This window comes from Nocardia nova (assembly GCF_002933465.1).
GTDB classification, from domain to species: Bacteria; Actinomycetota; Actinomycetes; order Mycobacteriales; family Mycobacteriaceae; genus Nocardia; species Nocardia nova_B.
In genome coordinates this window covers 23,504-46,052 of record NZ_PSZE01000040.1, presented here as the reverse complement: position 1 = coordinate 46,052, position 22,549 = coordinate 23,504, and the positions used below count along the sequence as shown (strand labels likewise).

Genomic DNA, 22,549 nt, shown 5'->3' with positions numbered 1-22,549 from the left:
CGACAGACCTCCCTGAATCCGGGCACCGACGTTGCGCGCGGCAGCGTGCACGCGGTGAGATCTAGCGAGATTCGCGGTGCGCCCGGTGGGTGCCGCAGTTCGGGCAGAACTTCTTCAGCTCCAGACGATCCGGGTCGTTGCGCCGGTTCTTCTTGGTGATGTAGTTGCGATGCTTGCACTGCTCGCAGGCCAAGGTGATCTTTGGCCGGACATCGGTGGACTTCGCGGCCACGATTATGCCTTCTTTCCGGTCAACCTAGAGGGTCAATCAGTATGGGTAGCGATGGCCGGACTCGAACCGGCGACACAACGATTATGAGTCGTTTGCTCTACCGCCTGAGCTACACCGCCATATGCGCGGTAATGCGGGCGGAACCAGGTTCGGCGCTATGTGGAGTGCCGAGTCGGTCACCACCGGCAATCCGGCGAGCCCCCTAACGGAATCGAACCGTTGACCTTTTCCTTACCATGGAAACGCTCTGCCGACTGAGCTAAGGGGGCATGGCTACATTCGCTCCGAACTCGAATCCTCGAACCCGGGGCGCTGAAGCCTTGAACGAGGTTACACACTCCCCGGCAAAGTTACCAAACCAGCTGGTCACTGGGCTTTCGAAAGCACAACATCGGCGCAGCGGATGCCTCTCTCCTCGGAAGGGCACGAAGGTCGACACCGTTGCGCCAAGACATCGCCGCGCCGGGAGGAGATTCATCCCACAGCGAGGCGCTGCTGCCCGCGGCGCACACTCGCGGCGGGCCGGCCCAGCCGACGACGAGAGCGAAACCACGAGAACTGAACCGTCCGACAAGTCTCTGGCACACCCCAAACCGTGGCCCGTCGTCCAGCAGTGCCCCCACAAATCACCCTCGAACAAGACCAGGGCCCTCCCCGATTAGGGAGGGCCCTGAGAGGGTGGCGGATGAAGGATTCGAACCTCCGAAGCTTGCGCGGCTGATTTACAGTCAGCTCCCTTTGGCCACTCGGGCAATCCGCCTTGTCGCACTGTTGCCAGCGCGCAGAGCAGAATACAACGACCAGGGCGCCCGGATGCAAACCGGCTGGCCAGCGGGGGTGCCGTGACCGATGCGCGGCGGCCGGGGTAGAAAGTTCCCTACCGGAGTTCCGGGTGAAATGTGAGCCGTCAGACAGGAGCGCAGCGTGGCCGATTCGTCATTCGATGTCGTCAGCAAGGTCGACCGGCAGGAGGTCGACAACGCCCTCAACCAGGCGGCCAAGGAGCTCAACACCCGCTACGACTTCCGCGGCACGGGTGCGAGCATCGAGTGGTCGGGTGAAGAGAAGATCGTGCTGTCGGCCGAATCCGAGGAACGGGTGAAGGCGGCGCTGGAGGTGTTCAAGGAGAAGCTGATTCGCCGCGACATCTCGCTGAAGGCCTTCGACGCGGGCGAGCCGGCGGCCTCTGGCAAGACCTACAAGATCACCGGCACCCTGGTCCAGGGCATCTCCCCGGAGAACGCGAAGAAGATCGCCAAGAAGATCCGCGACGAGGGCCCCAAAGGCGTGAAGGCGCAGATCCAGGGCGACGAACTGCGGGTCAGCGGTAAGAAGCGCGACGATCTGCAGGCCGTCATCGCCCTGCTGAAGGGTGCGGATCTCGACGTGGCCCTGCAGTTCGTCAACTACCGCTAATACCCGCGGGGCCCGCCGGCCATGTGCTCGAGACGCTGGATGCGCTCGGCCATGGGCGGGTGGGTGGAGAACCAGCGCGCCATCTTGTCGCCCGCCCGGAAGGGGTTGGCGATCATCAGATGCGACTGCGCGGTCAGCTGCGGCTCGGGCGGCAGCGGCGCGGCCTGGGTGCCGCGTTCGAGTTTGCGCAGCGCCGAGGCCAGGGCCAGTGGGTCGCCGGTGATTTCGGCGCCGTCCTGATCGGCCTGGTATTCGCGGGAGCGGGAGACGGCGAGTTTGATCAGGGTGGCGGCGATCGGGCCCAGCAGTGAGACCAACAGCACGCCGAGGATGTTCGGGCCTTCACCGTCGCGGCTGCCGCCGCCGGACATGCTCGCGAAGAAGGCCAGATTGGCCAGACCGGAGATGACCGCGGCGAGGGCGCCGGCCACCGAGGAGATCAGGATGTCGCGGTTGTAGACGTGCGACAGTTCGTGGCCGAGGACCGCCCGCAGTTCCCGTTCGTCGAGGATCTGCAGGATGCCGTTGGTACAGCACACCGCCGCATGACGCGGATTGCGTCCGGTGGCGAAGGCGTTGGGCGCGTTCGTCGGGCTGATGTACAGCCGCGGCATGGGCTGGCGCGCGGTGGTGGCCAGCTCGCGCACGATCTTGTACATCACGGGCGCTTCGAGTTCGGATACCGGCTGCGCGTGCATGGCCCGCAGGGCCAGCTTGTCGCTGCTGAAATAGGCGTAGGCGTTCATGCCCACGGCCAGCAGGATGGCGATGATCAGAATCGTGGGGTTGCGGAACATCGCACCTGCGAACACGATCAGAGCCGACAGGCCCACCATGAGCCCGAAGGTCTTCAAACCGTTCGCGTAACCATGCATGTCGGATCAACGATCGGCGGCGGACTCGGGTTCCGCCCCGGTCCGGCACTCCGCGCTGCGAAATCGATCACAACAGGGCGAACCGGCTGTTCCGCGAGCCGTCGACTGCCGCGACGGAAGGCTCAGCCGACCCGCTCGATGGTGTATCGGACCAGGCGTTCCAGCGCGTCGTTGGCCGGGCCCTGCGGCAGGGCCGAAAGTTCGGCGTGCGCGATATCGGCATAGCCCTGCAGCTTCTGCTTGGCCAAGACCATGCCGCGCGAGCGCGAGAGCAATTCCAGCGCCTCGGCGACCTCGTCGTCTGATTCCAGCGGCCGGGCCAGCAGCGTGCGCAGCCGGTCACCCTCGGCTCCCTCGTCGCGCAGCGCGTACAGCACCGGCAGGGTGTGCACACCTTCGCGCAGGTCGGTGCCGGGCGTCTTACCCGACTGCTCGGACACCGAGGAGATGTCGATGATGTCGTCGGAGATCTGGAAGGCGGTGCCGACCGCGTCACCCAGACGTGCCAGCCGCTCGACGTCGTCGAGGCTCGCGCCGGAGAAGGTGCCGCCGAAGCGCCCTGATGCGGCGATCAGCGAGCCGGTCTTCTCCCACACCACCCGCAGATAGTGTTCGACCGGATCCTGAGATTTCTTGGCGCCCAGGGTTTCCCGCATCTGGCCGGTGACCAGCTCGGCGAAGGTCTCGGCGATGGTGCGCACCGCGTCCGGGCCGAGGGTGGATACCAGCCGGGAGGCGTGTGCGAAGAGGTAGTCGCCGGAGAGGATGGCGATGCTGTTGCCCCAGCGGGAGTTCACACTCGGGGCACCGCGGCGCATGGACGCCTCGTCCATCACATCGTCGTGGTAGAGCGTGGCCAGATGCACCAGTTCCACCACGGTGCCGGCGGTGATCAGATCGGGGTCGGTCGGGCGCGGGCCGAGCTGGCCGGTGAGGATGGTGAACAGCGGCCGGAACCGCTTCCCGCCGGCGCGCGCCAGGTGCAGCGCGGCTTCCAGCAGAAAGTCCTCCCCGTCGGAGAGCTCGCTGACCAGCAGCTTCTCCACCTCGTCAAGCCCGTTGCGCACGGTCGCCGCGAGCTCGGGATCGCCGAGATCGACCCCGGCAACCACGGTGCTTTCATCGCTCACAGCCGATGCACTCATGTCGTCTCCCAATGCCGCGTCCGTCCCCACACCGAAGAACCTAGCGTGTTGCCCCGTTCCCTCCCATGAACACCGTCACTATGGACGGTTCCGGCACACCGAGGCGAGTGCTCCGCCGAGAGCGTCCGTCTACGGAACGTGCCCGTGCGGTCGCCAACGCAAACACCCGCGGTCCGTCTCTGCGAGATGTACACCCCGCTCGTCTTCGGCCCGCCTCGAGTTCGGAGCGAGGGAGCGCAGCGACTGAGCGGAGGAGTGAAAAATCGAGGCCCGGAGGGCCGCGGACCCGCCGGAGCACAGCGTAGGCCAAGGATTCTGCCAGTATTGGGCTATGGCTTCAGCTCAGGACGGCGGGTCGACGGCACCGGAACGGGAGGGCGGCACCGTCCTGCCCGACCACGTCGAGGTGCTGGTGGTGGGTGCGGGACCGGCCGGTTCCGCGGCGGCGGCCTGGGCGGCGCGGGCGGGGCGCGAGGTGTTGCTCACCGATGCCGCGGTGTTTCCCCGGGACAAGACCTGTGGCGACGGATTGACACCGCGTGCCATCGCGGAACTGGAGGCGCTCGGGCTCGGCGATTGGCTGCGCGCGCATACCGTCAACCGGGGCCTGCGGATGGCCGGATTCGGGCGGGAGGCACTGCTGCCCTGGCCAGGTGGGTCCTTCCCCGCCTACGGAAGTGCCGTTCCCCGAACCGAACTCGACGACAAATTGCGCGAGACCGCGGTCAAATGGGGCGCGCGCATGGTCGACGGGGTGCGGGTGGTCGACGTGGCGCGCGCGGGCGACCGGGTCACCGGTGTCACCGTGCAGGCCGAATCGGGCTCGCGGGAGATCCGCTGCGACATCCTCATCGTCGCCGACGGGGTGCGCTCGCCGGTCGGGAAGTTGCTGGGCCGCGTCTGGCATCGCCGCTTCGCCTACGGCGTGGCCGCACGCGCCTACATCCGCTCCGCCCGCAGCGACGACGAATGGATCACGTCGCATCTGGAATTGCGTGATGCCGAGGGCGGTCTGGTGCCCGGCTACGGCTGGGTGTTCCCGCTCGGCAACGGCGAGGTCAACATCGGCGTGGGCTCACTGGCCACCGAACGCCGGCCTTCGCATATCGCATTGAAACCGCTTCTGCAGCATTATGTTTCACTGCGCCGACAGGAGTGGCAGTTCGAGGGCGAGGCGCGGGCCGTCGCCTCGGCGCTGCTCCCGATGGGCGGGGCGGTATCGAATATCGCGGGCCGCAACTGGGTGCTGGTGGGCGACGCCGCCGGCTGTGTGAACCCGCTCAACGGCGAGGGCATCGACTACGGGCTCGAGGGCGGGCATCTGCTGTCCGGACTGCTCGGCGAACCGGATCTGACCACGGTGTGGCCGGATCTGCTGCGTGCCCGCTACGGGCGCACCTTCTCGGTGGCCCGCCGGATCGCGGCCCTGGCCACCCACCCGCGGATGGTGCCGACCGGCGGACCGCCGGTGATGCGTTCGGCGCTGCTGCAGCGCACGGCCGTGCGGGTGATGGGCAATCTCGTCGACGAGGAGGATGCCGACCTCACCGCCAGGGCCTGGCGGGCCGCGGGCCGGGCATCGCTGCGTTTCGACGATCCGGCGCCGTTCAGTTAGCGATGCGCGGCGCCGACGGCCGGGCAGGAGGCAGCGTGGACAGTCGCAGCGAGGACAACCGCGGCGGGGCACGCCCGCGCCGCGCTCGAACGCCGTCGGTGCCGGAGGATCTGCTTCCGCATCTGCGCCGGGCGCGGGATCTGGTCGATCGCGAATACGCCCGTCCGCTCGACGTGGACGAGCTGGCCACGACCGCGGGGGTTTCGAAATATCATTTCCTGCGCTGTTTCGCCGCCACCTACGGCCGCACCCCCGCGCTGTACCTGGCCGAGCGGCGCATCGAACGCGCGCAGGACCTGTTGCGCGCCACCAACATCACCGTGACCGAGGCGTGCATGCTGGTCGGGTATGCCAGCCTGGGCTCGTTCAGCCGCAAATTCACCGAACTGGTGGGAATGACGCCGTCGGCCTATCAGGCGAAATTCGCGGCGGACGGAGTCCCGCGCATTCCGGGATGTTATGTGTTCATGCACGGCCTCTCCGACCGGAAACCGCCGGAGCCCGCGCCCGATCCCGGTGGCGCAATTTCGGAGAAGCCGGCGGGCGCCGCGGGCTCATAGCCTGAGTTCATGACGACGATCACCAACGTATCGCTGGTCACGGTGTATGTGACCGATCAGTCCGCGGCCAAGCAGTGGTACATCGACAAACTGGGTTTCGTGGAAACCGCCGATATCTCGATGGGCGACAACGGTTTCCGCTGGGTCACCGTGGCCCAACCGGATCACCCCGAACTCGAGGTGACGCTGATGGTGCCGGGGCCGCCGCTCGACGAGACGATGGCCGACGCGATCCGCCGCTCCCTCGGCAACGGCACCATGGGCGCGCTCGGTTTGCGCACGGAGGACTGTCAGAAGGCGTACGAGGAGCTCACCGCGAAAGGCGTCGAATTCGTGCAGCCGCCCGCGGAGCGGCCCTACGGCGTGGAAGCGGTGATGCGCGACAACTCCGGCAATTGGCTCGTCCTGGTCGAGCAGCGTGCGTTCGACGGTGGCGCTTTCGGTCCGGACGCGCAGTAGCCGAACGCGAAACGGGGGCGAGCGGCCCGCGCCGCTCGCCCCCGCCCCTGTGCGCTACGTCCCGGATTCGGCGGCGAAGTACTGCTCGACGAATTTGCGCTCGCTGTTCACCACCCGGTGCTGCAACTGTTCGGCCAGTGGCTCGATGGCCGCGCCGACCAGCGGGACCTTCACCTTCACACTGCCGCTGACCTCCAATTCGGAGCCGGTGCCCGCGGCCCGCAGCAGGTACTTGCCGGTCATGTCGGAGGAGATGCCCGAGGAGGTCGCCGAGAACGTGCCCGCGGCGGAATTGCCCTCCAGCGGACCCCAGTCGTCGGTGCGTTCGAGCACCAGTTCGGCCTTGAGCACCTTGCGGACGATGGCCGGAATCTTGTCTTGCCGGGCCTTCTCGGTCATGCGCAGATGGATGGTGCCGGGGCCGTTGGGATGGGCCAGTTCGATGGTCGCGGTCTCGGCGCCCTCGAAGCGGGCCTGCCAGAATTCGTCGCTGGTGAGCGCCCGGTGCAATTCCTCGACCGGGACGGTGTATGACACGGTGAAGCGGAAGTTTCGGGACATGAGCGCACACGCTATCGGAACCATGCAATAGCCTGTTGCGGTGTCGGAAACCACCGAGTCTGCTGCGCGTGAGCACCGAGCCGAGGCCGGTTCGCCTCGGCTGCGCCGGACCCGGATCACCGTCGCGATGATCGCCACCGCGGTGAGCGTGCTGGCCATACTGCTGGTGCTGGCGGCCTGGCGCGACGATATGTTGATCAGCTCCGACAAGGGCGTGACCAGTGCGGAAGTGTTGTCGGCGGGCCGCCTGCGATCCGCGGTCACCTACGTGACGCCGGACGGGGTCACGCACAACCCGAAGGTGGGGGTGCTGTATCCCACCAAACTCACCGCCGGCGAGCGGATCAATGTCGAATACAGCCGCAGCGATCCGGAATTGGTCCGGGTCGCCGGGCGCGACGCCCGGGTCGCGGTCATTCCGGCGCTGTCGGTGATCGTGGTGGTGTGGGTGGTGGCGCTGCCGGTGCTGTGGGTGGTGCGCCGCTTCGAGCGCCGGTCGGTGCGCACCTCCGGTTAGCTGTTCGCCCGAACTTCGCACATCCGTCACATGGGTGTGGTGTCCTGGCGTGCCGCACATCGCACACTTCAGGTGTGCGTGTAGCGATCGTCTCCGAATCGTTTCTGCCGAATATGAACGGTGTCGTGAACTCCGTGCTGCAGGTCCTGGCACACCTGGACCGCAACGGACACGATGCGCTCGTCATCGCCCCGGATACTCCCCGCGGCCACACCGCGGCGCCTCGCTCGTACGGCCGCTTTCCGGTGATCCGGGTGCCGGCGGTCATGGTGCCCCGGATCAGTTCATTGCCGGTCGGCCTGCCGCAACCGCTGCTGACCTCGGCAATCGAGGATTTCGATGCCGATGTTGTGCATCTGGCCTCGCCGTTCCTGCTCGGTGCGGGCGGTGCGGCGGCCGCATTGCGCCTGGATCTGCCGGCCGTGGCGGTGTATCAGACCGATGTCGCCGGATTCGCGGCCAGCTACGGGTTGGGCGCGGCACAGCGGGCGGCATGGGCCTGGACGCGGCGCATCCACAATCGCGCGGCGCGCACCCTGGCGCCCTCGTCGGCGGCGATGGACGACCTCGAGCGGCACGGCATCACCCGCGTGCACCGCTGGGCCCGTGGCGTGGATGCCGTGCGGTTCACACCCAGCGCCCGCGACGCCGACGTGCACGCGCGGTGGGCGGACGGCGACCGGCTGGTGGTCGGGTTCGTCGGCCGGTTGGCGCCGGAGAAACATGTCGAACGTCTCGCCGCGCTGGCACACGATCCCGGCATCCGGCTGGTCGTGGTCGGCGACGGACCGGAGCGGGCGCATCTGCAACGCCTGCTGCCGACGGCCGTCTTCACCGGGGAACTCGGCGGTGCCGAACTTGCTCAGGCCTATGCGAACCTGGACCTGATGGTCCACCCGGGCGAGCACGAAACCTTCTGCCAGGGCGTGCAGGAGGCGTTGGCGTGCGGCACTCCCGTGATCGGCCCCGACGCCGGCGGTCCGCGCGATCTGATCGCCCACTGCCGTAACGGATATCTGCTGCCCGTCGACCGGTTCGCCGAACTTCTGCCGAGTGCGGTTGCGGCACTGCGTGATCCGGCTCTGCGAGCCCGATTCGCCAGCGCGGCACGCAAATCGGTGCTGCACCGCACCTGGCCCGCGATCTGCACCGAGCTGATGGGGCACTATCACGAGGTGATCGGCGGGCAGGAAGCTCTGCACCGCAGCGCCTGATCTCTGCGGTATCGCAAGCGGCCCAGCGGTTTCGGGGACTCGGCGGTTTCGGGGACTCGGCGGTTTCGGGGACTCGGCGGCTTCGGGGACTCGGCGGTCTCAGGACTCCTCGGTTCCCCGGCGGCCGCATTGTGGGCTTCCGTCCGGACCTGCCGCATCTGCCGTGCGGTCCGAACGACATCGCGCGGCGCGATCCCGATTTCGACGAGATCGGCACAGCGATGCGGCGCATGTAGGACGTCGCGGCGGGCACCGGCGCCCTGCTGACGACAGCATCTGGCCTACGCGCTGTCGAGCCGGGAGCGAATAGCGCAGGCGCCCAATCCTCCCCTTGATCGCGCACCGGCCCGCGGCCCTGCCCCGGGCGCCGGACGCTAGGGTCACTTCCGTGGCGAAGACAGAGTCGTTTCGGGCCTCGTTGGACAAGCAACCGCATGAGGTCGCCTCCATGTTCGACGGGGTCGCGAAGCGGTACGACCTGACCAATACGGTGCTCACCGGCGGACAGGACCGCTATTGGCGCTGGGCCACCCGCCGGGCGCTGGCCCTGCGACCCGGGGAGCGGGTGCTGGATCTGGCGGCCGGAACCGGCGTTTCCACCGCCGAATTCGCGAAGTCGGGCGCCTGGTGCCTGGCCCTGGACTTCTCCAAGGGCATGTTGGAGGCGGGGCGGTTCCGCCGAGTGCCGATGGTGAACGGCGACGCCACCGCCCTGCCGTTCGCCGACGACTCCTTCGACGCGGTCGCCATCTCCTACGGCCTGCGCAACGTCTCCGAACCGGACGCGGCCCTGCGCGAGATGCTGCGCGTCACCAAACCGGGCGGACGCCTGGTCGTGGCGGAGTTCTCCACCCCGGTCTTCGGGCCGTTCCGCACGCTCTACATGGAATATCTGATGAAGGTGCTGCCGAGGGTCGCCGAGGCCGTCAGCAGCAATCCGGACGCCTACGTCTATCTGGCCGAATCGATCCGGGCCTGGCCCAATCAGCGGCAGTTGGCTATGCGGATCGCCGATGCCGGCTGGTCGTCGGTGAAGTGGCGCAATCTGACCGGCGGCATCGTCGCACTGCATCGCGGTTACAAACTGGGGTGAAGTAGCTCACCGCACGCCGTGGTATCGACCGCGGGAACGGCGCCCGACCGGGCGTGAACCGGAAATCTCACCATGCTGACACCGAAGTGGTGAGGATTTTCGTCATCTGCCGATAACGTTCGGTAAATCCTTCGCAACGGCGGCTCGCCATTATCGGGGATGTGTCGAGCGCCGAGAAATCCACGAGCACCGTCCGGACCGCGTGCTCCTACTGCGGTGTGGGCTGCGGCATCACGGTGCAGACCGGACGCGACGCGGCCGGCGCACCCGTCATCGCGAAGGTGAGCGGCGACAAACTGCATCCGGTCAATGCCGGGCGGCTGTGCACCAAGGGCGCCACCCACCTCGAGATGATGCGCGCGCCCGGACGCATGACCACGGCGCTGCACCGGCCACAGCGGGGACAGGAACCGGTCGAACTAGCCGTCGAGGAGGCCGTGCGGCAGGCGGCGCAGCGGTTGCGTGCCATCGTCGACGAATACGGTCCCGATGCCGTCGCGCTCTACGTCTCCGGGCAGATGTCACTCGAAGCGCAGTATCTGGCGAACAAAGTGGCCAAGGGTTATCTGCGCACGGTCAATATCGAGTCCAATTCGCGGCTGTGCATGGCCAGTGCGGGCACCGGCTACAAACAATCGCTGGGCGCGGACGGCCCGCCGGGGTCCTACGACGACCTCGACCGTGCCGATCTGTTCTTCGTGATCGGCTCGAATATGGCCGACTGTCACCCGATTCTGTTCCTGCGCATGGCCGATCGGCTCAAGGCCGGAGCCAAACTGATCGTGGTGGATCCGCGCCGCACCGACACCGCCGCGCGGGCCGACCTTTTTCTGCAGATCAAGCCGGGCACGGATCTGGCACTGCTGAACGGACTGCTGCATCTGCTGGTCGACAACGGCGATATCGACGCCGAATTCATCGCCGCCCATACCGAGGGCTGGGATGCGATGCCGCAGTTCCTCGCCGACTATCCACCGGCCCGCGTCGCGGAGATCACCGGGCTGGCCGAAGCCGATATTCGCACCGCCGCCGCGTGGATCGGCGCGGCGGGCGAATGGATGACGCTGTGGACGATGGGGCTCAATCAATCCACCCACGGCACCTGGAATACCAACGCCGTCTGCAATCTCCATCTGGCCACCGGTGCGATCTGCCGGCCGGGCAGCGGGCCGTTCTCGCTGACCGGGCAGCCGAATGCCATGGGCGGTCGGGAAATGGGCTATATGGGTCCCGGCCTGCCCGGCCAGCGCAGTGCCCTCGTGGAGGCCGACCGCCGCTTCGTCGAAACCGCATGGCACCTACCGCCCGGCACGATTCGCGCCGAATCCGGGCGCGGCACGATCGACATGTTCCGGGAACTGGCCGAGGGCACGATCAAGGCGTGCTGGATCATCTGCAGTAATCCGGTGGCGTCGGTGGCGAATCGCAAAACCGTCATCGCCGGACTGGAGGCGGCGGAACTGGTGATCGCCCAGGACGCCTACCTCGACACCGCGACCAATGCCTATGCCGATCTGCTGCTGCCGGCGACGCTGTGGGCCGAAGCCGACGGCGTGATGGTCAATTCCGAACGCAACGTCACTCTCCTGCAGCGTTCGGTGGATCCGCTGGGCGCGGCCCTGCCGGATTGGGAGTGGATCGCGCGGATCGCGACGGCGATGGGATTCGCCGGATTCGACTACGGTTCCAGCTCCGAGATTTTCGACGAGATCCGTGGCTTCGCGAATCCGGCGACCGGATACGACCTGAGCGGAATGAGTTATCCCGCGCTCCGGGAGGGCCCGATGCAGTGGCCCTGCGCCGATTCCGCGCGACGCCGCAACCCGATTCGGTATCGCACCGACGATGCGCGCGCCCTGGCCTTCCCCACCGCGAGCGGCCGGGCCGTGTTCTGGGCCCGGCCACATATGGCGGCCGCCGAAATGCCGGACGACGACTATCCGTTCGTGCTCAATACCGGTCGCGTCCAACATCAATGGCACACCATGACCAAAACCGGCCGGGTGGCGAAGCTGAACAAATTGAATCCGGCGCCGTTTGTGGAAGTACATCCCGAGGATGCGCGCCGATTGGCAGTGCGCCCCGGCGATCAGATCGAAATCGCCTCTCGCCGTGGGCGAGCGGTGCTGCCGGTACAGATCACCGATCGGGTGCGGCCCGGTGCGTGTTTCGCACCGTTCCACTGGAACGACGAGCAGGGGGAATATCTGACCATCAACGCCGTGACCAACGACGCTGTGGATCCGGATTCGCTGCAGCCGGAATTCAAGGCGTGCGCGGTGACGCTGCGGCGCGTCGGCCCCGCTCGGGACACCCGCGAGGGCATCGACGGGGACAACTGCGGCGGCACCGGATCGGACCACCGTGTCGACGCCGCCGGCGGCAGCCTGATCGAATCGGGCGGCGCATCTGCATCGCATCCACTCGCCGCCATGCTGGGACTCGAATCCGCGACGGCGCCCATGCTCAGCGAGGCGGAGCGGATCTACCTGGGCGGGTATCTGGCCGCGCTGCACTCGCTTCCGGTCCAGGGCCAGCCCGTACTCCCGGAATCGGCGCCGCTGTCCGACCGCAGCCGCTGGTGGATCGACGGGCTGCTGGCGGGGATGTACTCGCGGGCCGCGTGCTCCCCGCCCGGCGCTACAGTGGCGGCACCCGCAGCTGCGACGCCGGCGGACCCACAGCAACGACCGGTGACCGTGCTGTGGGCCTCCCAGACCGGTACCGCCGAAGAATTGGCCGCCACGGTGGCGGCGGCGCTCGCCGAACACGGGCACGCGCCCCGGCTGCTCGAGATGAACGCGTGCGATCTGCCCGAACTGACCGGTGACGTATTGCTCGTCACCAGCACGTTCGGTGACGGCGGCCCACCGGACAATGCCGCTGACTTCTGGGATCGGCTGCAGGACAGTGGTATTCGGTTCAACGGTCTGCGCTACGGCATCTTCGCCCTCGGCGACTCCTCCTACGACGATTTCTGCGGTTACGGGCGCAAGGTGGATCGGCTGCTGTCCGAACGGGGCGGTGTCCGGCTGCTCGATCGCGTCGACAGCGAACCGGATCACGAGGATCTGTCGAGCGAGTGGATCACCGCGGTCCTCACCGCCCTGGGTGACGGCCGCGGGAATGCGCCCACCGACGACAATGGTGCCGGCGCGTCCAGTGGTAGCGGTGTGGCCGACACGCCCAGCGGTGGCGAGGGTGCGGTTACGTCCACCGGCGCCGGTCGTGCCGGCGCGCCCGCGGGGCTCGGTGTGCGTGTGCTCGACCGCGTCGAGGCCGGCCCCGTCGCGCCCACCCGCACCACCCGATCGGTCCCCGCGCCGTTCACCCGCAACGCCCCGGTCCTGGCCCCGCTGGTTCGCAACGACCTGCTGTCACGGCCCGGATCGTCGAAAGAGGTGCGGCAGTTCGGATTCGATCTGAGTGGCCTGGACGCCGGCTACGAGGTCGGTGACAGCCTCGGCGTGTGGCCGGCGAACAGTACCGCCGCCGTGCGCAACTGGCTGGCCGCGACCGGACTCGACGGCGCCCGGCCGGTCGAGATCGACGGGCGCGACGTACCGCTGGAAGCGGCCCTGCGCACCCATTTCGACATCACGAAGATCAGTGGCGATCTGCTGTCCTTCGTCGCCACCCACAACCCCAGTCAGCAACTGGCGAAACTGCTGCGCCGCGACAACCGCAACGAACTGGACCACTATCTGTGGGATCGCCATGCCGTCGACGTCCTGCGCGATTTTCCCGTGCGGGCCGATCTGGTGGAGTGGCTCTCGGTGCTGAAAAGGCTGCAGCCGCGGCAATATTCGATCTCGTCGAGCCCGCTGGTGAGTCCGCGCGAGGTGCAGCTCACCGTCGGCGTGGTGCGCTACGGCGCGGCCGACGACCCGCGGGGCGGGGTGTGTTCCACCTTCCTCGCCGACCGTGACGAGACCGGCGGCGTGCCCGTATTCCTGCAGCGCGCACCGCATTTCCGGCCGCCGCTGGATCCGAACGCGCCGATGATCATGGTCGGTCCCGGTACCGGGATCGCGCCGTTCCGCGGCTTCCTGCACGAACGCCGCGCACTGGGATGCCGCGGGCGCAACTGGCTGTTCTTCGGCGATCAGCATGCGCGCGACCACTTCTACTACCGCACCGAACTCGAGGACATGTTCCGCGCGGGCTTCCTCACCCGGCTCGACCTCGCGTTCTCGCGGGATCAGCGTGAGCGGATCTACGTGCAGCACCGCATGATCGAACACGGCGCCGAACTGTGGGCGTGGCTGCGCGACGGCGCCCACCTGTACGTCTGCGGTGACGCCGCGCGCATGGCCCGCGACGTCGACGACGCCCTGCTGAAGATCGCCCGCATCCACGGCAATCTCGACGAGGACGCGGCGCTGGCGTTCAAGAAGCAGCTGGTCGCGGAGAAGCGGTATGTGCGCGACGTGTACTGAGACACGCGCTACGCCGCGACGGCGGGCGGGTTGAGCCGCGCGAAATCCGGCAACCGGTAGTAGGGGTAGTACGGATACGGCGGCGTCACGGCGCTGACCTTGTCGAGCCGGGCCAGTTGCTCGGCCTCCAGCTGCCAGCCGACCGCGCCGAGGTTCTGGCGCAACTGGTCCTCGTTGCGGGCGCCCACGATGACCGTCGCGACGGTCGGGCGGGAGAGTAGCCAGTTCAAGGCGATCTGCGGTACGGATTTTCCGGTTTCGGCGGCGATCTCGTCGAGCACGTCGACCACGTCGTAGAGCAGTTCGTCGTTCACCGGCGGTCCGGCCTCGGCGGTGCGGTGCAGCCGGCTGCCCGCAGGAAGTGGTTGTCCGCGCCGGATTTTGCCGGTCAGCCTGCCCCAGCCCAGTGGGCTCCACACCATCGCGCCGACGCCTTGGTCGCGGCCGAGCGGCATCAGCTCCCATTCGTAGTCACGACCGACCAGGGAGTAGTAGACCTGATGGGCCACGTATCGCGGACGACCGCCGCGCTCGGCCGCGGCCAGCGATTTCATGAGCTGCCAGCCCGCGAAGTTCGAGGCGCCCAGATAGCGGATCTTCCCGGCGCGCACCAGATCCGCGAGGGTGTCCAGCACCTCCTCGACTGGTGTCGCGGCATCGAACGCGTGCAGCTGGAACAGATCGATGTAGTCGGTGCCGAGCCGGCGCAACGCGGCGTCGACGGCCGTGATCAGCCGGGAACGTCCCGATCCGGCCTCGGCGGCTCCCGGCCCGGTGGGCAGCCCCGCCTTGGTGGACAGCAGGACTCGATCGCGGCGGCCCCGAATCGCCTGGCCCAGAATCTCTTCCGAGGCGCCGTCGGAGTACACGTCCGCGGTGTCGAACATCGTGACGCCGGCCTCCAGCGCGCCATCGACCATCCGCCGCGCCTGCCGGGCATCGGTATCGCCCCACGCACCGAACAGTTCGCCCCGGCCACCGAAGGTGCCCGCGCCGAAGCTCAGGGCCGGGACGAGCAGACCCGATGCACCCAGTCGACGATAGTCCATGATCAACTCCTAACGGAATTGAAGTTTCATTAACATCGCAGACGATACACTCGATCCGACGCTAATGAAACTGGAGGACCGTTATGAGCTCGGACACTGCCCCGCCCGGCTCGGTACGCCCGGGCGGTCGCACCGCCCGCGTCCGGGAATCCGTCCTGCGCGCGGCCGGCGATCTGCTGGCCGAACGCGGCTTCGCCGAACTCGACCTCGCCGAGGTGGCGGCGCGCGCGGAGGTGGGCAAGACGACGGTCTACCGTCGCTGGCGCACGCCGGCCGGCCTGGTGGCGGACATGCTCACCGAAATGGCGGAAACCTCACAGCCCCACGCCGATACCGGATCGCTGCGCGGCGATCTCACCGCCAATGCCCGCCTCGTCGCGCGCACCCTCACCGACCCACGCCAAGGCCCGCTGTTCAAAGCCCTTGTCGCGGCGGCAATCTGCGATCCGGAGACGACCGCAGCCCTGCACCGGTTCTACGACGTGCGGCTCACCGAATGGGAGCCATGTATCGCGGCCGCGATCGAACGCGGCGAACTCGCCCCCGAAACCGATGCCCGCGCAGTCGTTTCCGCCGTCTCGGCACCGCTGTACTACCGTTTCCTGGCCTCCGGCGACCCGATCGACGACGCCGTGGCGGTGACCGCCGCCGAGGCCGCCGCGACCGCGGCTGCCGCCGGACTGTTCACCGGGTGATCAGCATCCGCCTTCGGTATCCATAACATCGGCTTCCATCTCGGGCCGAGTTCCCACCGGCGGGAATCAGGAGACCGACACGGGTCACCGCAGTTGCAACACTGGTGTGTTCGAACGATTCGGAATGTGTGGGTGCGGACGGGTTTCTCTGGGGCAAGTGAGGATTGATGAGAGAGATACATCCCAATGTGCAGATCGCGCTCGATATGACGCGTGAGCTGCGGAACCGAGTCGCCGATGTACGGGAGCGAGCCGAGGCGATCGTGGCGCGCCGCCCTTCGCCCAGTGGTCTCGTCATCCCGGAGGTCGACGCGCAGGGACGGTTGACCGACCTGTACCTGGCTCCCGGAACCTGCGATCGCTTCGGCAATCAGGAATTGGCCGAGGAGATCATAGCGGCGATAGCGGAAAGTACCGAAGACGCTCGGCGGCAGTATCACATCGCGATGAACGACCCCGGCAATATCCCCCGACCGTTGCGGGAGGTTGTCGCCGAGTGGCAACGGTCCGACACTTCCTCCCGCTGAAGTCCCCACTTCTGGGAAGGCGGAACAATAGGACTGGAAATACTGGCGGGAGGATCGGCCGAGTATGCCGAATTACATGGACCAGGACCCAGATGACCTGCGGAGGCGGGCCGAGGACCATGGTCGGCGTGCGAAAAAGCTCCGTGAATGGGGACAGATTCCACACGACTGGCTCTCGGAATTCCCGTCCGGTTACGGGACGATTGCCGAGCCGGTGCGCGCCGCGCTACATGACTATTACCAACGCCGCCACGACAACGCGGAACGCCTCGCGGACAACCACGACCGCGCCCGGGACAGGCTGATCGAAGCAGCGAATGCCTTGGAGCGCACGGAGAACACCAGCAGTCACCGGATCAGAAATGCCGGAGCTCCGAATTCGCCGCCGGGCGACGGTCCCAACACCAACGGGCTCATGGGTTCACCACCACCGCGGCCTGGCGTCCCCCCGAGTTCGGCGCAGCCGTCACCGCTCGACAGCACGCCGAGCGGGGTGCACTCCGGTCCGGCGAAATCGACGATCGATTCGGCCGGCCACGCTTTCCCCTCTTCGGCAAACGATCCCACACCTACCGGGCCGAGTTATCGATCCTCGAACTCGGCAATCGAGGGCGCGGTGCCGGAGGCCCTGCCCGTTTCCTCGTTCCCCGGCGCGTTCGAATCGGGACCGAGCCAGGTTGCGGAGTCCAGCGATACCGCTGCGGCGGTCGGAAGCCCCGCCTACGCTCCGGTACCACCGGCCGGTCCGCAGGGGTTCGGCTGGGTTCCCGGCGCGTCGCCCGGGCCGGCCGGCTCGGGTCCGGCGGTAGGCCCGCTCGGATCCGGAGGGACGCCGACCCTTCCGCGCCCACTCGCACCGGGCGCCTTCGCTTCGGTCGCGCATACGCCTCAGCGGCGGCACGTACTCCCACGCCTCGAGGTGGGCGATCCAGAGGGCGATCTCGGCTTGGCCCGTACGCTCCTGTCCGCGATCCTGGCAGCCGTGGGCACCTCGACTCCGGACGTGAACTGGGCCGTAGCTGTGATGCGAACACCGAACGGCGCTGTGGTGATACTGACGTCCAGCGAGGGGCGCGGCTGGCTGCCCGCCGGACTGCACCTTCCAGCGGAAGTCGTTTCACCGTGGCAGTGGGCCGAGGTGTTCGGCGTATCCGGGCAGATCCAGATCGCACTACTCGAAGACCTTCCCGATTCCGCCAGAAGGCTGGTGAACTTCGCTCGATTAGCCGCTTCCCGGACCGGAGTGCGGATCAGCGCGCTGGTTTCATCGGCGATGATCTCGGCCGAGATCATCGCCGATCTCGATCCCCACGTCGCCGCGGAGGGCTTGGTCGCACCCGCCGAGGCCTGTGTCGATCTGTCCGTCCCCGGCCCGGGCCTGGTCGACCGGCTGGCGCTGGCCGGGTCGGGTTGGCTGAAGGCCCAAGCCGAAACGGTGAGCGACCAGGATATTCGGGCGCGATGTATCGAATTGGCCCGCATCGCGGACGAATGCCTGCGGTCCGCTTCCCCCGCCACCGATCCACAGCTCGCGATACGCCGCGCTCGTCGCGAGCAATTGCTGACAGCGCTTCGGTCGGGGCCGCCGATGGAGTCCTGTCCGGGGCGCCGTATCGGAGTATCCGCTGCCACGCCGAGCGGAGACCGAATGCGTGCGACTGTTACTGCGAGCGTCCGCGCCGACGACACCGCACCACCCTCGGCTTCGGATACCGCGGCTTTCGCGGTATTGGAGCGGCGTGCGGATGAATTGCTGGCGTTGGCCGGCAGCCCGGCACCTGATCGTCAGACGCTGCGCGATGCGCTGTATGTGTATGGGGAAGTCGAAGCGAATCCCTTGGTTGCCGCGTTGCGGTTCAGCGCTGAACCTTCCGCCACAGCGGTGACGGCGGATTCGGTGGCCTCGGTTCCAGCGGTGATGAACGGTTCGGCGGCGCCGGAAAGTGCCGGCAGCCGGAGGAGGGCCTGATGGGCGATAAAGACGCAGATAAAGTCATCAGCGATATCGAGGATCGGGACAATTTCAGCGGCTGGGGTCCTTGGCAGGACGACCATCATTTCCAGGGTGACGAAGTGAAGAACACACTGGAGGAAATCAACGGGCTGAGCGACGCCGATCTGCAGAAAGTCTTCGACAAACTGAGCGATGTCAGGTCGAACGGCTATATGGAATCGCCGCTGACGCGACTGGCTAAAGATGCCAAAGATCAGGGGTTCGACCCCAAGTATGCCACTTTGGTGGATGCTCTGGATAAACGTAATCCGCAAGCCGTCCTGAATGCGCGGAAAACCGAGAACGAGGCGAAGGAAAAGGTTACCTTCCGTGACGGATGGGGCTGGGAGACGAGGGATGAGAAAAACCATCTCGAGTGGGTGGACCTCTACGTTCCGAAGGGCGCCAGCGATTCGTTGACGGCTTTGATCGGTGATACGCAGTTCACAATGCAATGGGGGTTCGACACCCTCGGCGCGCATGAGGCGAAGGACGCCCCTCCTTTCAGCAAGATCCTCGATTCGGATCCGAATGTGAAAGAGGTCGACGGCTGGTCCCAGATCAAGGACGACCACGAGAAAGTCGTGAAGCAGCTGACCGATCGACAGCATGACCAAGAGGCAAAGCTCCAGGATGTCAACCTGGACACCCTCGATACCAAGATCTTGGGAAAGAAAGTCTTCACCGACTTGAAAACGGTCAAAGACAACCTCAATGACCAATTGAAAATCGATTACCTCCCGACGGACCACAAGGCACCCGGTTCGTACTCCACACGGGATGGTGACGACATCAACTACTATTCCGGTAATCCGCAGGATCCCATCAAGACCACGGTCTACAAGAAGTCCAGTGATGGAAATTTCTATTTGACCGCAGAGGCTGAGCAGACGTTCTACGTCTCCGCGATTCACGCGGCAGTCGACGATTGGCACGAGAAATACAAGGCTGCCGTCAAGGATTACAGCGACAAGGCCACGAAGGTCGATGGCGGCGACGACAATGGCGGCAAGAACAATGGCGGCAAGAACAACGGCGGCAAGAACAACGGCGGCAAGAACAACGGCGGCAAGAACAACGGGGGTAACGACAACGGCGGCAACAACAACAGGGGTAACAACAACAGCGGTGCGACGACCACCGGGCAGGATATCCTGAACGGTCCGGGGAACGATCAGCCCCAGGATTTCAAGGATCTGTTTCCGGCCGGTCTCACGGATGGATCCGCCACCGATCCGCTGGGCACCGACACGACCGGCACCGACACGACCGGCGCAGACAGCACACAGACCTCGGCGACCGATCCCGCGTCATGGCTCAAACAAGCCGTCGACGACCTCGAGAGCGGTCTGACCGCCACACCGGCAGTTGCCGCAGCACCACAGAACGCCGCACCACAAAACTCTGCCTCGCAGCTCAATCCCGCAAACATGTTCCCGGCGCTGGCCTCCGGACTCGGTCTCGGAGGACTGGGTCAGGGCAACGGGCCGTTCGGAGGCGGCAATTTCAGCAATACGGGAGGCACCGGAAATAATGGCGACAGTTCCGGTTCACATATCGGCAGGCAAGGGCGGCCGTATACGAGTGCGCCGTTTGTGCAGCCTGCGGCGGCCACGAGCAGCCAACCCCTGACTGGGGTCCAACCCGGCGTAGTGTCCGCGTCGGCCACTTCGCCCGGACCCGTTCCCGCGAACAGCAATTCGATGGTCGACATGAAATTGCCGGATGGCAGCGCGCAGACGGTTTCCGCTGTCGTGGCCGACGTCGTGAACAGGGAAATGAACAATCCGAACGGCTGTAACGCCGACGGCGCCTACGGCAACGCACTCGGTCAGTTGACGCAGATCGACCCATCAGCGGCGCACACGGGCGATATCGTGCGGTGGGGAAACCATAGTGCGGTAATCGTGCGGGAGGGCCAGGACAACGCGTATATGGTTGTCGACGGTGAAATGAAACCGCTCAACTTGATGGCGCAGGGGTCACTGACGGACTACACGTTTTTCCATCCCTCCGGCGCCGACCCGAGTGACGCCCATCGGAATACTGCGCAATCCGTCGCCGCGACGGCACCGGCCGGCCCAGGCGTCAGTGCCGAGCAGAGTCGGCAAATATGACCGATGCGCTGGTCCGGAGTGCTGGAGACTTTCTCGTCGACGTCGCACAGCGAATGGCACCGAATTGTGCGGCCGATGCCCTGCGCACCGTCCTACGAAGTGCGTGTGCGGGGCGCCTGAATGCGCGCGGACCCGACGGCAAACGTGCCAGTCAACTGACCAGCACCGGGATGCCCTTCGAAATCAGCCTCACCGGAGGACGCGGGGCACGAACTCCCGCCGTTCGTTACGGCACCGAGATCATTCCCCCCGGCCGAGGCAACTCCGCCAGGTTCATCGCGCAGTCAGCCGCGATCGCAGAGCTGGCTGCGTGGTTACCCGTCGCCGACAAGTCGGTTGTCGAAACGGTCGACACCTTTCTCGAAGCAATCTATCCCCTCGATCTGCGGCAGTCGGCGCGCAAACCTCTGTGGACATGGCTGGGAGTGGTCCATCACGTCGCGTTGCCAGATCAGTTGGCGGGTTTGAAGGTTTACGGCACCCCTAACGCCTCTCCCGGAGCCTTCGAGCGACTTTGCCGGGCCTGGCCCGGTTTCGAGGGGCTGTTCACTCTGCCCAACGACGAAAAGTACTTCGCCCCCATCTTCGTCGCAATCGAAATCGACGGACAGGGCGAGGTCAGCCAGAAGGTCTACCTGCGTCCCCGTTCTCGCGACATCGCCCTGCCCATGAAGCTCGTGCGATGTTTCGGTGATCCGGCCTGGGAGGTGCTGACGGAGTTGGTCGAATGTGGTGTGGACGCCGCCGGACTTCACAAGAACGACTTCATCACATGTCGTGCCCGGCGCGGCGAGAGAACAACCTTCACCCTGTCGTTCTATCCGAGACGAGGTGAGAACCTCGACGAACTCGCGTCCGAGCTCGCGGCCCGGCACCACGGCACCCTGGACGCGATTGATGCGATGACCCACGCCGCGAAAGCCACCCACGCCGCATTGACGTTCTCCGTTCTCGGCCTGGGGTTTTCGCCGGAATTCGGGATCGACAAGTACACCGTGTACGGCACGCCGGCCTGGGGTCTGCCGGAGCGCGGAATGCGCCTTCCGGCCTGACGCGACGATCGGCGCTCAGGGCCGCCAATAGGGGTCGCGGCCGGTCAGGCCGAGCAACCGCTCCCACTCCGACGCATCGGCGGGGACCTCGACCACCGGGCCGAACAGGCCCGGGATGCCTTCCCGGGGCGTATCGCGGAACTTCTCCAGCAGCACCGCGACATCCTTGTCGGCGGGTTCGACGCGGCGGCCGGTGGCGCGGGCCAGATCCCAGCTGTGTACCACCACTTCGTTCAGGGCGAAGCCGGCCATCGCGACCGCGGGGGCGGTGACGCCGCCGACCTCGGTATCGCCCTCCCAGGCGGCCGGGTCACGCCATGCCTCGGTGAGCGCCTTCAACTGGGTGGTGATGAGCTCACCCCACCCGTCGGGCAGAGCGGTATCCGGCGCCGGCCGCGGCGGCGCGGAGTGACCGACGCCCTCCTTGGTGGCACCCTGCCGGAACGCCTCGCTGAAGCCGAGGATGTGGAACAGCAGATCCCGCACGGTCACCCCCGGGCTCGGGGTCGCCGCCGTCAGATCGTCGGCGCCGATGCCGCTGACGATCTCGGCCATCGCATCGGTGGCGCCCGCCAGATCGAATCTCGGTGTCGCCATGTGATCCTCCTCCGAATACGGCCTGTACCGGCACAGGCACCCACAGAGGGGACGAGGCGAGCTGCCCGAATTCATCGGCGGCGGGTGCGAGCGGGTTGCCAGCCGGAGCGGGTGAGGGCATCCTCGACAGTGCCGGATCGCCGTATCCGACATGTCGGACCCCCAGCGGAAGGGAGCCACCGATGACCGATCCCACCATCGACACCACCTCCGTGGACATGGTTCCGGAGGCCGATCAGCTGGAGCAGAGCCTCGAGGTCGCTCCGGAGGAATCCGAAGTCGATATGCCCGTGGCCACGGCCGACCGCGAAGCCGCCGAGGCCGACCTCATCGAGCAGTCGATTCCCGTACCGCTCGACGACGAATACGACGAGCCCGAGGCCGAATACTGAC

20 protein-coding genes, 3 tRNA genes and 1 pseudogene are annotated in these 22,549 nt (G+C 66.6%); 15 read left to right on the top strand and 9 right to left on the bottom strand.

Translation table 11 applies throughout. From position 1 onward, the window contains the following. Positions 1-61 precede the first annotated feature (61 nt). The 4 genes from rpmG to C5E41_RS30505 all read right to left on the bottom strand — a co-directional run bounded on the left by rpmG (position 62) and on the right by C5E41_RS30505 (position 992). Entirely contained in the window at positions 62-232 is a 171-nt protein-coding gene (rpmG, locus tag C5E41_RS30520; protein ID WP_011211653.1) for a 50S ribosomal protein L33, read from the bottom strand. Positions 233-278: 46 nt separating this feature from the next. Further along, positions 279-351, bottom strand: a tRNA-Met gene (locus tag C5E41_RS30515). Between the two features lie 77 nt (positions 352-428). Further along, positions 429-501, bottom strand: a tRNA-Thr gene (locus C5E41_RS30510). 410 nt (positions 502-911) lie between these two features. Further along, positions 912-992, bottom strand: a tRNA-Tyr gene (locus tag C5E41_RS30505). Positions 993-1,156: 164 nt separating this feature from the next. Between C5E41_RS30505 and C5E41_RS30500 the strand changes: the two genes are divergently transcribed. Next, positions 1,157-1,648: a YajQ family cyclic di-GMP-binding protein gene (locus C5E41_RS30500; RefSeq protein ID WP_030516272.1), complete on the top strand. Its 492-nt coding sequence runs from the start codon at positions 1,157-1,159 to the stop codon at positions 1,646-1,648. Here the strand turns inward: C5E41_RS30500 and htpX are convergent. Both htpX and C5E41_RS30490 read right to left on the bottom strand, forming a co-directional pair. Further along, the gene (gene htpX / locus C5E41_RS30495; protein ID WP_104379164.1) at positions 1,645-2,523 is read right to left on the bottom strand and encodes a zinc metalloprotease HtpX; all 879 of its coding nucleotides are present in this window, start codon (positions 2,521-2,523) and stop codon (positions 1,645-1,647) included. The two genes, C5E41_RS30500 and htpX, sit on opposite strands and share 4 nt — an antisense overlap. 122 nt (positions 2,524-2,645) lie before the next feature. Then, the gene (locus C5E41_RS30490) at positions 2,646-3,668 is read right to left on the bottom strand and encodes a polyprenyl synthetase family protein (RefSeq protein WP_104379163.1); all 1,023 of its coding nucleotides are present in this window, start codon (positions 3,666-3,668) and stop codon (positions 2,646-2,648) included. 331 nt (positions 3,669-3,999) lie between these two features. Between C5E41_RS30490 and C5E41_RS30485 the strand changes: the two genes are divergently transcribed. The 3 genes from C5E41_RS30485 to C5E41_RS30475 all read left to right on the top strand — a co-directional run bounded on the left by C5E41_RS30485 (position 4,000) and on the right by C5E41_RS30475 (position 6,302). After that, a complete protein-coding gene (locus tag C5E41_RS30485) occupies positions 4,000-5,283 on the top strand; it encodes a geranylgeranyl reductase family protein (RefSeq protein WP_104379162.1) in 1,284 nt (427 codons plus the stop codon). A 98-nt stretch (positions 5,284-5,381) separates the two neighbouring features. After that, on the top strand, positions 5,382-5,843 hold the full coding sequence (locus C5E41_RS30480) for a helix-turn-helix transcriptional regulator (protein ID WP_104379175.1): 462 nt from the start codon (positions 5,382-5,384) through the stop codon (positions 5,841-5,843). A gap of 9 nt (positions 5,844-5,852) precedes the next feature. After that, positions 5,853-6,302, top strand: coding sequence for a VOC family protein (locus tag C5E41_RS30475; protein ID WP_104379161.1), 450 nt, complete (start codon positions 5,853-5,855; stop codon positions 6,300-6,302). Positions 6,303-6,356: 54 nt separating this feature from the next. Here the strand turns inward: C5E41_RS30475 and C5E41_RS30470 are convergent, their stop codons facing one another. Then, positions 6,357-6,863, bottom strand: a complete 507-nt coding sequence (locus C5E41_RS30470; RefSeq protein ID WP_104379160.1) for a DUF2505 domain-containing protein — start codon at positions 6,861-6,863, stop codon at positions 6,357-6,359. Positions 6,864-6,990: 127 nt separating this feature from the next. Between C5E41_RS30470 and C5E41_RS30465 the strand changes: the two genes are divergently transcribed. The 4 genes from C5E41_RS30465 (at position 6,991) to C5E41_RS30450 (ending at position 14,126) form a co-directional block, all read left to right on the top strand. Beyond that, the gene (locus C5E41_RS30465) at positions 6,991-7,380 is read left to right on the top strand and encodes a DUF3592 domain-containing protein (protein WP_104379174.1); all 390 of its coding nucleotides are present in this window, start codon (positions 6,991-6,993) and stop codon (positions 7,378-7,380) included. A 74-nt stretch (positions 7,381-7,454) separates the two neighbouring features. After that, positions 7,455-8,594: a glycosyltransferase family 4 protein gene (locus C5E41_RS30460; RefSeq protein WP_219823289.1), complete on the top strand. Its 1,140-nt coding sequence runs from the start codon at positions 7,455-7,457 to the stop codon at positions 8,592-8,594. 388 nt (positions 8,595-8,982) lie between these two features. Then, on the top strand, positions 8,983-9,687 hold the full coding sequence (locus C5E41_RS30455; RefSeq protein WP_181063495.1) for a demethylmenaquinone methyltransferase: 705 nt from the start codon (positions 8,983-8,985) through the stop codon (positions 9,685-9,687). Positions 9,688-9,848: 161 nt separating this feature from the next. Next, the gene (locus C5E41_RS30450; protein WP_258081368.1) at positions 9,849-14,126 is read left to right on the top strand and encodes a bifunctional nitrate reductase/sulfite reductase flavoprotein subunit alpha; all 4,278 of its coding nucleotides are present in this window, start codon (positions 9,849-9,851) and stop codon (positions 14,124-14,126) included. Positions 14,127-14,134: 8 nt separating this feature from the next. On the opposite strand, the gene C5E41_RS30445 is transcribed toward C5E41_RS30450, so the two are convergent. Continuing rightward, positions 14,135-15,175, bottom strand: a complete 1,041-nt coding sequence (locus C5E41_RS30445; protein ID WP_104379158.1) for an aldo/keto reductase — start codon at positions 15,173-15,175, stop codon at positions 14,135-14,137. 83 nt (positions 15,176-15,258) lie between these two features. Between C5E41_RS30445 and C5E41_RS30440 the strand changes: the two genes are divergently transcribed. From C5E41_RS30440 to C5E41_RS30420, 6 genes and pseudogenes are all read left to right on the top strand, one after another. After that, on the top strand, positions 15,259-15,870 hold the full coding sequence (locus C5E41_RS30440; protein ID WP_104379157.1) for a TetR/AcrR family transcriptional regulator: 612 nt from the start codon (positions 15,259-15,261) through the stop codon (positions 15,868-15,870). A gap of 167 nt (positions 15,871-16,037) precedes the next feature. Then, positions 16,038-16,397, top strand: a complete 360-nt coding sequence (locus C5E41_RS30435; RefSeq protein WP_181063494.1) for a hypothetical protein — start codon at positions 16,038-16,040, stop codon at positions 16,395-16,397. A gap of 64 nt (positions 16,398-16,461) precedes the next feature. Further along, a pseudogene (locus C5E41_RS36070) lies at positions 16,462-16,743 on the top strand (type VII secretion target); the annotation flags it as partial. A gap of 573 nt (positions 16,744-17,316) precedes the next feature. Then, positions 17,317-18,366 carry a hypothetical protein gene (locus C5E41_RS35525; RefSeq protein WP_258081367.1) on the top strand — a complete coding sequence of 350 codons (1,050 nt, stop codon included), beginning with the start codon at positions 17,317-17,319 and terminating at the stop codon, positions 18,364-18,366. Beyond that, on the top strand, positions 18,366-20,507 hold the full coding sequence (locus tag C5E41_RS30425) for a hypothetical protein (protein ID WP_104379155.1): 2,142 nt from the start codon (positions 18,366-18,368) through the stop codon (positions 20,505-20,507). The genes C5E41_RS35525 and C5E41_RS30425 overlap by 1 nt, the downstream gene beginning before the upstream one ends. Further along, positions 20,504-21,559, top strand: a complete 1,056-nt coding sequence (locus C5E41_RS30420) for a hypothetical protein (RefSeq protein WP_104379154.1) — start codon at positions 20,504-20,506, stop codon at positions 21,557-21,559. The genes C5E41_RS30425 and C5E41_RS30420 overlap by 4 nt, the downstream gene beginning before the upstream one ends. A 15-nt stretch (positions 21,560-21,574) precedes the next feature. On the opposite strand, the gene C5E41_RS30415 is transcribed toward C5E41_RS30420, so the two are convergent. Beyond that, positions 21,575-22,156, bottom strand: a complete 582-nt coding sequence (locus C5E41_RS30415; protein WP_104379153.1) for a TIGR03086 family metal-binding protein — start codon at positions 22,154-22,156, stop codon at positions 21,575-21,577. A 182-nt stretch (positions 22,157-22,338) separates the two neighbouring features. On the opposite strand from C5E41_RS30415, the gene C5E41_RS30410 reads away from it, so the two are divergent. After that, complete coding sequence (locus C5E41_RS30410; RefSeq protein ID WP_104379152.1) at positions 22,339-22,548, top strand: hypothetical protein; 210 nt, start codon at positions 22,339-22,341, stop codon at positions 22,546-22,548. Position 22,549 lies beyond the last annotated feature (1 nt).